We start from the raw sequence: 12,591 nt of genomic DNA on the forward strand, positions 1-12,591 counted from the left end.
TAAGATTATTTAAAGTTTTAAATTTTAGAGGAGGGTGTATTATGAAAAAGGTATGTGTTATAGGTGCAGGTACTATGGGCTCAGGAATAGCTCAAGCATTTGCAGCTAAAGGACTTGAAGTAGTATTAAGAGATATTAAAGATGAGTTCGTTCAAAGGGGACTTGGAATAATAGATAAGAATCTTTCAAGATCTGTTAAAAAAGGTAGAATGGATGAAGCAGCTAAAGCTGAAATACTAGGAAGAATTAAAGGAACAGTTGACCTTAATTTGGCAGCTGATTGCGATTTAGTAGTTGAAGCAGCAGTTGAAAGAATGGATATAAAACAGCAGATATTTGCTGACTTAGATAAAATATGTAAGCCAGAAACTATTCTTGCATCAAATACATCATCACTTTCAATAACAGAAGTGGCTTCAGCAACTAAAAGACCTGATAAGGTTATAGGTATGCATTTCTTTAATCCAGCTCCTGTTATGAAACTTGTTGAAGTAATAAGAGGAATTGCTACTTCACAGGAAACATTTGAGGCTGTAAAAGAATGTGCTATTGCAATAGGAAAAGATCCTGTAGAAGTTAAAGAAGCACCAGGATTTGTTGTAAATAGAATTTTAATTCCAATGATCAATGAAGCAGTTGGAATATATGCTGAAGGAATAGCTTCAGTTGAAGATATAGATAAAGCTATGAAACTTGGAGCAAATCATCCAATGGGACCATTAGAGCTTGGAGATTTCATAGGTCTTGATATATGTCTTGCTATAATGAATGTTCTTTATTCAGAAACAGGAGATTCTAAATATAGACCACATACATTATTAAAGAAATATGTAAGAGCTGGATGGCTTGGAAGAAAGACTGGAAAAGGCTTCTACGATTATTCAAAATAGAATTTACAAAACTCCCCATTATCAAATGGGGAGTTTTTATATATAATATAATTTTAGAGGAGTGATTATATTATGGATTTTGATATGGTTAAAGAAATTGAAAATGGTGTTGTAGTAAAGAATGTCCGTAACTTTGAGCTTAAGGACATATTTGATTGTGGGCAATGCTTTAGGTGGAATAGAGAAGAAAGTGGAAATTATATAGGAGTTGCCTTTGGAAAAGTTATAGAAGTAGAAAGAAAAGAAAAAGATGCCATCATATATAATATAAATGAAGAAGAATTTAAAAATGTATGGGCGGAATATTTTGATTTATATAGGGATTACAGCGAAATAAAAGAGGAGTTAAGTAAAGATACACTCTTAAAGAAATCTGTTGATTTTGGGAGCGGAATAAGGCTTTTAAAGCAGGAACCATTTGAAATATTGTTGTCATTTATAATTTCAGCTAATAATAGAATACCGATGATAAAAAGGTGTATAAATAGAATAAGCAAAAAGGCTGGAAAAAAGGTAGAATACAAAGGAAGGGAATATTATACCTTTCCAACAGTAGAAAAGCTACATGAGTTTACAGAAGAGGATTTTGAGGAATGTGGTGCTGGGTTTAGGGCTAAATATTTAAAAGATACTGTTGATAAGATATATAATGAAGAATTTAATCTTAGCTACATAAAAAGTTTAAATGATGATGAATGTCATACGGAGCTTAAAAAATTTATGGGAGTTGGTCCTAAGGTAGCAGATTGTATAATGCTTTTTTCTATGCAGAAATATTCAGCTTTCCCTGTGGATACATGGGTTAAGAAAGCAATGATGAAATTTTATGTAGCACCAGATGTATCGTTAAAAAAAATAAGAGATTTCGGAAGAGACAAATTTGGAAACTTATCAGGTTTTGCACAGCAGTACTTATTTTTCTATGCCAGAGAGAACAATATAAAGGTAGAGTAATAGTATTTTAAAACATTAAATAAAACCCATAAGTCTAAGCTCCGAATTATAAAAATACTAAGAAATTTTAATAACTCGCTGGAAAAAAGCTCAAACAAATTAAAATTTCTAAGTCTTTTTATAATTTGGAGCAAGACTTATTGAATTTTATTTAAATTGTTTCTAAAATACTATTACTCTACTTAGAATAAAAGAAATGATAGCTTTCCTCCGTTTCTCTACGGAAAGCTTTTTATTAGATTCTAGGCTTTTGGCAGTGTCTATGGAAGAAAATTATTACTTGCTCATAACATTTATATATTAATAATTGAACTGTGAATACTAGAAGGAGGCGGATAATTTGTTAGAGAACATATGGAATAAGATAAAAAAATATAAGCTTCAGATAGGTGTTGCAATTATAATTATATTCTTAGTAGCCACAGGGTATATATATTATTCAAAGTATTTTTATGCATTAAAAAGCCCACAAAAGGTAAAAGAGTACATAATTTCTTACGGAAAGTTTAGTTTCTTGGCGTTTTTTATTATGCAGATATTACAGGTAGTTGCATTTTTTATACCTGGGGAGATAATTGAGATTGCAGGTGGATATATATTTGGAACAGCCGGTGGAACACTTATATCACTTTTAGGAATAACAGTTGGAAGTGCTATAGCCTTCTATATTTCAAATAAGCTTGGTAGACCCTTTGTAAAGAAAATAGCCAAAAAGCAGAATATAAGTTTTTTTGAAAAAATGATTAAAAATGGTGAAATAAAATATGTTATAACACTTATATATTTGATACCGGGTTTGCCGAAGGATATTTTGGCGTATGTATGTGGTATTACAGGTGTTAGTGGTAGAGAGTTTATTATTTATTCAACTATTGGTAGACTACCGGGAATATTTATCTCTGCATACTTTGGAGATAGGATAACAAATGGCGATATAAAAATGATAATAATAATTGCAGTTATATCTAGTATTTTATTTATTATAGGAGTATTAAAGGGAAAATATTTGCTAAAGAAAATTTCTAGCATAAAATCAAAACGCAAAGAATAAATCATTTGCGTTTTTTGTATATAAGCAGTAATATTCCTCCAGAGAAGAGACAAAGAGATATTATTAAGGCAAAGCAATGAAAGAAGAACTTTTCTGGAAGGAGTAGTATTACAGGATCATATTTAGGATTAAATACCCAATAATTATTATTAAAAAATAGTTCGTGGAATTTGTCAAATGCTGTTGAAAAGTTTTTTAAAGATAAAACTATTATAAGAATGGGGGTAAGGATGAGTTCAATTGAGCTTATCTTTAAGTACCTCCATCTTTTTTTTAAAGAGCATAGTATAATTCCAATTAATGTTGGGAAAAATACAAAAATCATTACTTTGTTAATTTTTGTTATTAAATTTTTTACATCTTTAAAATGAATTTTTCCATGCTTTGAAGAAGGTAAATTTGGCAGATTAAAATCATAATTACGGTTACTGCCGTTTATGTATGATATCATGTAGTCATAATCTTCCTTAACTTGTTTTTCATTTAATGTGATAGTGCTATCAGAATAGTTTCCTATATCGTTGTTAAAGTTTGATGTTATATTTAAAGCCTTTATGTCATAGTAATAAAGAGGTTTTAAGCTTATAGTGAATTTTATTATGATTAAAAATATAAAAAGGGATACTAATATAGATAATAATATTTCTAGTACATATGATATTTTAAACATTTAATCATTCCTTAAAATAAAATTTAGTGCAGCTTATATGACTTCTGCAGTGAAGGTTAACTTATGTTAGCTTCAAAGTATTATGCTAGTTTTTGCTTAGTAAAAGTATTTAATGATTATTACCAATATAATAAATATTATACATTAATAAATGTAAGTGAAAAATGGAGAAAAACCATAAAAATGAAAAATATTTACCTGTAACTCATGAATACTTGGAAAATTGGTGACTATGAGGTAAAATTAGCATTTGCTAATATATTCAGGATTATTTATTATAATAATTGTGTTAGCACTCAATATTAATGAGTGCTAATAAGACGAAAACTAAATTTATAAAAAAATAAAATTAATATATTAAAAAAATCTAACAATATTTTAAGGAGGGGTTTAAAAATGAAAATTAGACCACTTGGTGACAGAGTTGTTATTAAGAGATTGGAAGCAGAGGAGACTACTAAGAGCGGCATAGTTTTGCCTAGCTCAGCTAAAGAAAAGCCTCAAATGGCAGAGGTTGTTGCTGTAGGACCTGGTGGAGTTGTTGAAGGTAAAGAAGTGACAATGCAGGTGAAAGTAGGAGATAAAGTATTTTTCTCTAAATACAGCGGAACAGAAATAAAATTAAACAATCAAGAATTGTTAATATTAAAACAAGATGATATCTTAGGAATAGTAGAAGAATAACACTTAGAATTTTTATATTTCAGGGAGGGATTAGAAAATGGCAAAGCAAATATTATATGGAGAAGATGCAAGAAGAGCTATGCAAAAAGGTGTAGATAAACTTGCAAATACAGTTAAAGTAACACTTGGACCAAAAGGAAGAAACGTTGTTTTAGATAAAAAATTTGGTGCACCACTTATAACAAATGATGGTGTAAGTATAGCAAAGGAAATAGAACTTGAAGATCCATATGAAAATATGGGAGCACAGCTTGTTAAAGAAGTTGCTACTAAGACAAATGATGTAGCAGGAGATGGTACTACTACAGCAACACTTCTTGCACAGGCAATAATAAGAGAAGGATTAAAGAATGTTACAGCTGGAGCTAATCCAATGCTTATAAGAAATGGAATAAGATCAGCTGTAAATAAGACTGTTGAAGAACTTAAGAAAATATCAAAGAATGTAAATGGTAAAGAAGATATAGCGAGAGTTGCATCTATTTCAGCAGCAGATCCTGAAATAGGAAAATTAATAGCTGATGCTATGGAAAAAGTAGGCAACGAAGGAGTTATAACTGTTGAAGAATCAAAATCAATGGGAACAGAACTTGATGTTGTTGAAGGAATGCAGTTTGACAGAGGATATTTAAGCCCATATATGGTAACAGATCAAGAAAAAATGGAAGCCGTACTTGATGATCCATATATATTAATTACAGATAAGAAAATAGCAAATATACAAGAAATTCTTCCACTTCTTGAGCAAATAGTTCAACAGGGTAAGAAATTACTTATAATTGCTGATGATGTTGAAGGTGAAGCTTTAGCTACATTAGTTGTAAATAAATTAAGAGGAACATTTAATTGTGTTGCTGTTAAAGCACCTGGATTTGGTGATAGAAGAAAAGATATGTTAAGAGATATTGCAATTCTTACAGGTGGAGAAGTTATTTCAGAAGAACTTGGAAAAGACCTTAAGGATGTAAAGCTTGAAGAATTAGGAACAGCTGAAAGTGTTAAGATTACAAAAGAAAATACTATAGTTGTAAATGGAAAAGGCGACAAGAAAGCAATACATGACAGAGTTGCTCAGATAAGAGCTCAAATAGATGAAACTACATCTGATTTTGATAGAGAAAAATTACAAGAGAGATTAGCAAAACTTGCTGGTGGAGTTGCAGTTGTTAAAGTTGGAGCTGCTTCAGAAACTGAATTAAAAGAAAGAAAAATGAGAATTGAAGATGCTCTTGCAGCTACAAAGGCAGCTGTTGAAGAGGGCATAATCGCTGGTGGTGGTACTGCTTATATTGATGTATTACCAGAAGTAAATAAGTTAACTTCAGATGAACCAGATGAGCAAGTTGGTATAAATATAATAGTTAAAGCTCTTGAAGAACCAGTAAGACAAATAGCTACAAATGCAGGACTTGAAGGTTCAGTAATAATAGAAAAAATCATGAACAGCAAAAAAGGTGTTGGATTTGATGCATTACATGAAAAGTATGTTGACATGATAAGCGTAGGAATTGTTGATCCAACTAAGGTTACAAGATCAGCACTTCAAAATGCTTCATCAGTTGCATCTACTTTCCTTACAACTGAATGTGCTGTAGCTGATATTCCTGAAAAAGAAAAACCTGAAACACCAGGCGGCGCTCCAGGAATGGGAATGGGCGGAATGTACTAAAATAGATATAAAAAAAACAGCGAGACTTAGGATTCGCTGTTTTTTTATTAACATTTTTAAACAGGTACATCTTCTATTACATAGCTGCTGTGATTTAAAAGTTTGCTTTTCTTTTTTAGTTTACTTATATATAAAGTTAAGTCAGTACTTGTATGAAAGCTGTTTATTTTTCCGTGAATTCCAGCAATAGAAATTGAAGTCAAATTAAATGTGTCTTTGAATCCTTTCCTGTCAAGTGCAATAATATAGTTATTTTGTTTATCTATTTCATTAAAAAAGTTAAGTACACCATTATCAAATTTATTTATTATGAGTTTGCTTAATTTATAACATTCATCTAGAGAAGCTTTTATGATACATATAAAATCATCTCCTCCAATGTGTCCAACGAAATTTTCAAAGGTAAATAATTCTGATAGAGATTCTTTTATTATGTTAGCAGTAAATTTTAATATTTTATCACCATTTTCAAAACCATAAACATCATTATAGACTTTAAAATTATCTAGATCTAAATATAGTATGCCGAACTCTTCATTAGAATTTAGAACTTCACATAAAATTCTGTCTATTATTATATTTCCAGGAAGGCCTGTCAGTGGGTTTAATTCTTTAGCCTGTCTTTTTTCAATTGCAATAGTAAATTCAAGAAGATTTTTAATTGTAACGATACCGTAGTACTTATTTTCTTTAGTAACTATTACATAGTCGTATATTTTGTCATTTGTCCTTTCCATGGCGATTTTGGCAGTACTGCGTACACTTGTCCCATAATCAACTGTAAGGGCGTTTGTGTCCATTACAAGAGAAGCAGGACGCTTTGAAAATATTGCGACACCGTATTGCGTTGCAAGTGTAGAATCTAAGGTGTGTTTCATAACAAGTCCTACTGGAATTTCATTTTCAACTATGCAAGCTCCAGTTATTGAAGTTTTATTAAAGTAATTTTTTAAAGTATCACATGAAACTTTTCTGTCAAATGATGAATAATTTTCTGCAATTTCACCTATTATATTTTGGTCAATATCAAAGTGACTTTTTTTTAGTTTATTGTAATTTACTATTATATTTTTTTTGGAATCGGGAAGTTCATGAAAGCAGGGAACTGGTTTAGAAATAAAGAACCCCTGTCCTGCATAAACGCCTAAATCTATTAGAATTTTAAGTTCGCCTTCTGTTTCAATACCCTCTGCTATTAGTTTTAGATTTGTAGATTTTGCAAATTCAACAAAATATTTTATAAGGGATTGTTTGAATTTGTCTTTATCTATATTTCGTATTAATTCAATATCAAGTTTTATATAATGAGGTTTTGTTTTAGATATAGTTTCTAAGCCTGAATAGCCAGAACCAGTGTCGTCAATAGCTATTTTATAACCTTGTCCAGTATAGTGCTCAAGAGTTTTTGAGAAGCTTTTATAATCTGATATTGCAGTTCTTTCAGTTATTTCAAATATAATATTTTTAGGCGATATATTATATTTAGAAAGATATTCTCTAGTAAGTCCTTTTTGAAATTTTTCATCTTTAATTATTTCTGGATCTACGTTTAAAAAGAGAAGCTTACCTGGAATAATATTTTTAGAGCTTTTTAATGCAGTTACTCGGCATGCTAGTTCAAGCTCCCAGGTTCTATTATACTTTTTTGCAGCAGCAAAAAGTTTATCAGGTGAATGAAGAGGTGAATTTAGTGGCCCTCTACTAAGTGCTTCATAGCCTAGTACAGCGCCATCTGTTAAGGAAAATATAGGCTGAAATAAGGTAGTTATGCTAGTGGTGTTAAGTATTTTTTCAAGTTCACATAAGTCATCCATTATTTAACATCTCCATTTATGGTAATTATAATATAATAGTACGATAAAGCAGTATATTCTATATTAAATTAAGGTTAAGGATAGGTTAAGAATAGGCAAAATTAAGCTTGATTTTGCTACAAATATAGATAAGTTATTTAGAACTTAAACCATTTACAATTTTTATTAAGAAAGTTTTTAATCAAAAATACATTAAAAATGATTGACAAAATGCACTTTTTTAAATAAAATAGAAGTTAAAATAATCGTTTATACATATTAACTCATATATTCCCTGAATATGGCAGGGAGTTTCTACAAGGAACCCAAAATTTCTTACTATGAGCGATTTATCTGTATGCTAAAGCATTCTGATTTTCATTCTTGAAAGTTAGTATGCTTATAGTACAATTAGAAACTTTTCATTTCATAGATTCACACCTAGCATTTTTGTAAACAACCATATAAAATAAATATTTTTTTGAAAGGAAGTTGTGTAAATGGCAAAAATCATAAAACAAGCATACACATTTGATGATGTTTTACTTGTTCCTAATAAATCAGATGTATTACCAAGAGAGGTTAATGTTTCAACAAATTTAACAAAAAAGATAAAACTAAATATTCCTTTAATGAGTGCAGGAATGGATACAGTTACTGAGTCTAAAATGGCTATAGCTATGGCAAGAGAAGGCGGAATTGGAATTATACATAAAAATATGACAATAGAAGAACAGGCAAGTGAAGTTGATAGAGTAAAAAGACAGGAAAATGGAGTTATAACTAATCCAATATCCTTATCAAAGGACAATTCAATTCAAGATGCCCTTGATTTAATGAAAAAGTACAGAATATCAGGTGTTCCAATAACAGATAAAAATGAAAAATTAATAGGAATTATTACCAATAGAGATATTGTATTTGAAACTGACTATACTAAGAAAATAGAAGAATTAATGACAACAAAAAATCTTGTAACAGCACCAGAGGGAACAACTATAGAAGAAGCTAAGAATCTTCTTAAAAAACATAAAATAGAAAAACTTCCTTTAGTAGATGATAATTTTAGACTTAAGGGTTTAATAACAATTAAAGATATAGAAAAAATAAGAAGATTTCCTAATGCAGCAAAGGATGAGCACGGAAGATTACTTTGCGGAGCAGGTGTAGGAGTAACAAAGGACATGATGCAGAGAGTTAAAGCACTTGTAGAGGCATCTGTTGATGTAGTGGTTTTAGATACTGCACATGGACATTCACATGGAGTATTAGATGCTGTTAGAACTATAAAAGAAGGTTATCCAGATCTTCAGGTTATAGCAGGAAATGTTGCTACAGCTGGAGCTGTTCACGATTTAATTGAAGCAGGTGCGGACTGTGTAAAGGTTGGTATAGGACCTGGTTCAATATGTACTACAAGAATTGTAGCAGGAATAGGTGTTCCACAACTTACAGCAGTTATGGATTGTGTAGAAGAAGCAAATAAATATGGAGTTCCAATAATAGCTGATGGTGGAATTAAATATTCAGGTGATATAGTAAAAGCATTAGCAGCAGGAGCAAAAACAGTTATGATGGGTTCAATGTTTGCAGGATGCGAAGAAGCTCCAGGCGAAACTGAAATATATCAGGGTAGAAGCTATAAAGTATACAGAGGAATGGGGTCTTTAGCTGCAATGCAGTGTGGAAGTAAAGATAGATATTTCCAGGAAGGAAACAAAAAGCTTGTTCCAGAAGGTGTTGAAGGAAGAGTTCCATTTAAGGGTTCAGTAGTTGAAACTATATTCCAGATTATGGGTGGAATTCGTTCTGGAATGGGATATTTAGGTTCAAGAACATTAACAGAATTATTTGAAAAGGCTACTTTTGTAGTTCAAACATCAAATGGATTAAGAGAAAGTCATCCACATGATATTTCAATAACTAAAGAAGCACCTAACTACAGTGTTAATCAGTAATTGCTATAAAATTTTATTGTAGTTATATAAATGTTATGGTATTAAAAATAGCGCTGTTTATTAGGAGGAAAAGATGGAAAAACAATTAGTTTTAGTTATTGACTTTGGCGGACAATATAACCAGCTTATTGCGAGAAGAGTAAGAGAACATAATGTATATTGCGAAATAGTTCCATATACATGTTCTATTGAAAAAATAAAAGAGAAAAATCCTAAGGGTATAATTTTCACTGGAGGACCTAACAGTGTTTATGGTGATAATACACCTAAGATTGATAAAGAAGTTTTTGAGTTAGGTATTCCTGTACTTGGTATCTGTTATGGACACCAACTTATATCTTATACATTAGGCGGAGCAGTTAAGAGTCCTGATGTAAGAGAATATGGAAAAGCTGAAATATGTATTGATGAAGAATGTGTATTATTTGAAGGTATAGATAAAAAAAATACTTGCTGGATGAGTCATACAGATTATGTTGAAAAAGTTCCAGAGGGATTTAAAGTAGCAGCTCATACAAAGCAGTGTCCTGTAGCAGCAATGTATAATGAAGAAAAGAAAATATACGGGGTTCAATTCCATCCAGAAGTTCAGCATACTCCTTTTGGAAAAGATATGCTTTCAAATTTCTTGTTCAAAATCTGTAAAGTAAACGGAGATTGGTCAATGTCTTCTTTTGCTGAAGAAAAAATACAGGAAATAAGAAAAATTGTTGGAGATAAAAAAGTTATATGTGCTCTTTCAGGTGGAGTTGATTCTTCAGTTGCAGCAGTTATAGTTCATAAAGCAATTGGAAAACAGCTTACATGTATATTTGTTGATCACGGCCTTTTGAGAAAAGATGAGGGAGATCAAGTTGAAAGTGTATTTAAGAAACAATTTGATATGAACTTAATAAGAGTAAATGCAAAGGATAGATTCCTTGGAAAACTTAAAGGCGTATCAGATCCAGAAAAAAAGAGGAAAATAATAGGAGAAGAATTCATAAGAGTATTTGAAGAAGAAGCTAGAAAAATAGGCAATACTGGATTTTTAGTTCAAGGAACAATATATCCAGATGTTGTTGAAAGCGGAACAGGAACTTCTGCAAAGATAAAAAGTCATCATAATGTAGGTGGCCTTCCAGAAGACATGGATTTTTCACTTATAGAACCGCTTAGAACTTTATTTAAGGATGAAGTTAGAGCTGTAGGAGAAAAACTTGGGATACCTCACGATTTAGTTTGGAGACAGCCTTTCCCTGGACCAGGATTAGCTATAAGAGTTTTAGGAGAAATAACTGAGGATAAACTTAAGGTTGTAAGGGAAGCAGATGCTATATTCAGAGATGAAATTGCTAAAGCAGGACTTGCTGAAAAAATATGGCAGTACTTTGCTTGCTTACCAAACATAAGATCTGTTGGTGTTATGGGTGATGAAAGAACTTATTGTCATACTATAGCATTAAGAGCAGTAACATCTTCTGATGCTATGACTTCAGATTGGGCAAGGATTCCATATGAAGTTTTAGACAAAGTATCAAGAAGAATTGTAAATGAAGTAGAAGGCGTAAATAGAATTGTTTATGATGTAACAAGCAAACCACCTAGTACTATTGAGTGGGAATAAAATATAAATATAATTTGAAATGAAAAAGCCTATTTTACAGTGCTTATTATGATTAATAACTTGTAGAATAGGCTTAATTTTATATAGTTTACAACCAATGTTATAACTATAAATAGAATGGATAAATGAGCAAGGAACTGTATATATACAAGTTCCTTGCTTATTTTTTTTATTTTACTTTGAATTTTCAGGAATATTTGATGTTTTATTTGACTATATTTAATTCAGCAGGATAAATTTGGTATCATAAATTTGAATTTTTTACGTTGCTCTTCATATATGATTAAACAATTATGTTATAATTATGAATTAAATAATAATTTTAACATAAGTTATTGTATTGCTTTAAATAGTGTGATAGAATTATTTAAATTGGTAAGACCATTGCACCATTAAACGATATTTTGCAAATCTATGAAAATATTTTCATACAAGGGTAGATCATAAAAATTTGAATACATTTATGGTTTTATCAAAACAATAATTTGATAATGCGAAGGTGTAAAGGAGAGGAAAAGTATGAATATTCTGTTATGTGTAAAACAGGTTCCAGATGATTCTATTGAAATTCATTTGGATAATAAGACGAAAAAGCCTAATTTGAATGGAGTTAGTTTAGTAGCAAATGCGTTTGACACATATGCATTAGAGCTAGCAGTTCGTTTTACGGAGGTTAATGGAGGAAATGTTAGTGTGCTAACTGTTGGAGCAGATGATTCTTTAAATACATTAAAAAATTGTCTTGCTGTAGGAGCTAAAGAGGCATTTTTTGTGAAAGATGATTTATATGCAGATTTAGATGCTATTGGAACAGCTGATGTTTTGGCAGATACTATTCATAAAATTGAAAAAGACAAAGGTGAAAAATTTGATTTAATTCTTTGTGGAAGGGAATCTACAGATGAAATTACTGGTCAAGTAGGAGCAATGCTTTCTGAAAGATTAGGGACAAGTTTTACTAGCAGTGCGGTTGTAATCGATTTAAAAGAAAATCATTTAGAAGTTCATCAAGAAATTGAAGAAGGATATAATTTAGTTTCTCTAAAAACTCCAGCTGTAGTAACAGTAAGTAAACCAAATTATGATCCACGTTATCCTACAATTAAAACTAAGATGGCAAGTCGTAGAGCAGTCATTCCAACTTATTCAGCAGCAGAAATTGGAGAGGTAAAACAAGCAAAAGTACGCTGCATTGAATATGTTGAACCTCCTAAGAGAGAGGCTGGTATAAAAATTCAAGAAAAAGATGCTCTACTCGCAGTAAGTGCCGCTATGGAGCAAATGAAAAAAGATAAGGCAATCTAATTAAGGAGGAA

Annotated in this window: 10 protein-coding genes and 1 riboswitch; of the genes, 8 read left to right on the forward strand and 2 right to left on the reverse strand. The window is 30.9% G+C overall.

What is annotated here, in order from left to right:
- Nucleotides 1-41 precede the first annotated feature (41 nt).
- From BEE63_RS15385 to BEE63_RS15395, 3 genes are all read left to right on the forward strand, one after another.
- Nucleotides 42-890: a 3-hydroxybutyryl-CoA dehydrogenase gene (locus BEE63_RS15385; RefSeq protein ID WP_066022229.1), complete on the forward strand. Its 849-nt coding sequence runs from the start codon at nucleotides 42-44 to the stop codon at nucleotides 888-890.
- A 72-nt stretch (nucleotides 891-962) separates the two neighbouring features.
- The gene (locus BEE63_RS15390) at nucleotides 963-1,844 is read left to right on the forward strand and encodes a DNA-3-methyladenine glycosylase family protein (protein ID WP_066022230.1); all 882 of its coding nucleotides are present in this window, start codon (nucleotides 963-965) and stop codon (nucleotides 1,842-1,844) included.
- A 340-nt stretch (nucleotides 1,845-2,184) separates the two neighbouring features.
- On the forward strand, nucleotides 2,185-2,895 hold the full coding sequence (locus BEE63_RS15395) for a TVP38/TMEM64 family protein (RefSeq protein ID WP_066022231.1): 711 nt from the start codon (nucleotides 2,185-2,187) through the stop codon (nucleotides 2,893-2,895).
- Nucleotide 2,896: 1 nt separating this feature from the next.
- On the opposite strand, the gene BEE63_RS15400 is transcribed toward BEE63_RS15395, so the two are convergent.
- Nucleotides 2,897-3,565, reverse strand: a complete 669-nt coding sequence (locus tag BEE63_RS15400) for a TIGR01906 family membrane protein (RefSeq protein WP_066022232.1) — start codon at nucleotides 3,563-3,565, stop codon at nucleotides 2,897-2,899.
- Nucleotides 3,566-3,961: 396 nt separating this feature from the next.
- On the opposite strand from BEE63_RS15400, the gene groES reads away from it, so the two are divergent.
- Nucleotides 3,962-4,249: a co-chaperone GroES gene (gene groES / locus BEE63_RS15405; RefSeq protein ID WP_066022233.1), complete on the forward strand. Its 288-nt coding sequence runs from the start codon at nucleotides 3,962-3,964 to the stop codon at nucleotides 4,247-4,249.
- A 37-nt stretch (nucleotides 4,250-4,286) separates the two neighbouring features.
- Nucleotides 4,287-5,918 (forward strand): chaperonin GroEL, encoded by a 1,632-nt coding sequence (gene groL, locus BEE63_RS15410; protein ID WP_066022234.1) that lies wholly within the window; start codon nucleotides 4,287-4,289, stop codon nucleotides 5,916-5,918.
- A gap of 56 nt (nucleotides 5,919-5,974) precedes the next feature.
- On the opposite strand, the gene BEE63_RS15415 is transcribed toward groL, so the two are convergent.
- Nucleotides 5,975-7,732, reverse strand: a complete 1,758-nt coding sequence (locus tag BEE63_RS15415; protein WP_066022235.1) for an EAL domain-containing protein — start codon at nucleotides 7,730-7,732, stop codon at nucleotides 5,975-5,977.
- A 243-nt stretch (nucleotides 7,733-7,975) separates the two neighbouring features.
- Nucleotides 7,976-8,073, forward strand: a riboswitch (purine riboswitch).
- Between the two features lie 138 nt (nucleotides 8,074-8,211).
- Between BEE63_RS15415 and guaB the strand changes: the two genes are divergently transcribed.
- The 3 genes from guaB (at nucleotide 8,212) to BEE63_RS15430 (ending at nucleotide 12,580) form a co-directional block, all read left to right on the forward strand.
- Nucleotides 8,212-9,669, forward strand: a complete 1,458-nt coding sequence (guaB, locus tag BEE63_RS15420) for an IMP dehydrogenase (protein ID WP_066022236.1) — start codon at nucleotides 8,212-8,214, stop codon at nucleotides 9,667-9,669.
- A 73-nt stretch (nucleotides 9,670-9,742) separates the two neighbouring features.
- On the forward strand, nucleotides 9,743-11,275 hold the full coding sequence (guaA, locus tag BEE63_RS15425) for a glutamine-hydrolyzing GMP synthase (RefSeq protein WP_066022237.1): 1,533 nt from the start codon (nucleotides 9,743-9,745) through the stop codon (nucleotides 11,273-11,275).
- Nucleotides 11,276-11,794: 519 nt separating this feature from the next.
- Nucleotides 11,795-12,580, forward strand: a complete 786-nt coding sequence (locus tag BEE63_RS15430; protein ID WP_066022238.1) for an electron transfer flavoprotein subunit beta/FixA family protein — start codon at nucleotides 11,795-11,797, stop codon at nucleotides 12,578-12,580.
- Nucleotides 12,581-12,591 lie beyond the last annotated feature (11 nt).

It is taken from the genome of Clostridium pasteurianum, from assembly GCF_001705235.1.
GTDB lineage: Bacteria > Bacillota > Clostridia > Clostridiales > Clostridiaceae > Clostridium_S > Clostridium_S pasteurianum_A.

What these genes read in the sequence shown, in the direction of transcription:
- BEE63_RS15430 (WP_066022238.1), top strand. Translation starts at nt 11,795, where the DNA reads ATGAATATTCTGTTATGTGTAAAACAGGTTCCAGATGATTCTATTGAA.
- BEE63_RS15390 (WP_066022230.1), top strand. Translation starts at nt 963, where the DNA reads ATGGATTTTGATATGGTTAAAGAAATTGAAAATGGTGTTGTAGTAAAG.
- groES (WP_066022233.1), top strand. Translation starts at nt 3,962, where the DNA reads ATGAAAATTAGACCACTTGGTGACAGAGTTGTTATTAAGAGATTGGAA.
- guaA (WP_066022237.1), top strand. Translation starts at nt 9,743, where the DNA reads ATGGAAAAACAATTAGTTTTAGTTATTGACTTTGGCGGACAATATAAC.
- BEE63_RS15385 (WP_066022229.1), top strand. Translation starts at nt 42, where the DNA reads ATGAAAAAGGTATGTGTTATAGGTGCAGGTACTATGGGCTCAGGAATA.
- BEE63_RS15415 (WP_066022235.1), bottom strand. Translation starts at nt 7,732, where the DNA reads ATGGATGACTTATGTGAACTTGAAAAAATACTTAACACCACTAGCATA.
- guaB (WP_066022236.1), top strand. Translation starts at nt 8,212, where the DNA reads ATGGCAAAAATCATAAAACAAGCATACACATTTGATGATGTTTTACTT.
- groL (WP_066022234.1), top strand. Translation starts at nt 4,287, where the DNA reads ATGGCAAAGCAAATATTATATGGAGAAGATGCAAGAAGAGCTATGCAA.
- BEE63_RS15400 (WP_066022232.1), bottom strand. Translation starts at nt 3,565, where the DNA reads ATGTTTAAAATATCATATGTACTAGAAATATTATTATCTATATTAGTA.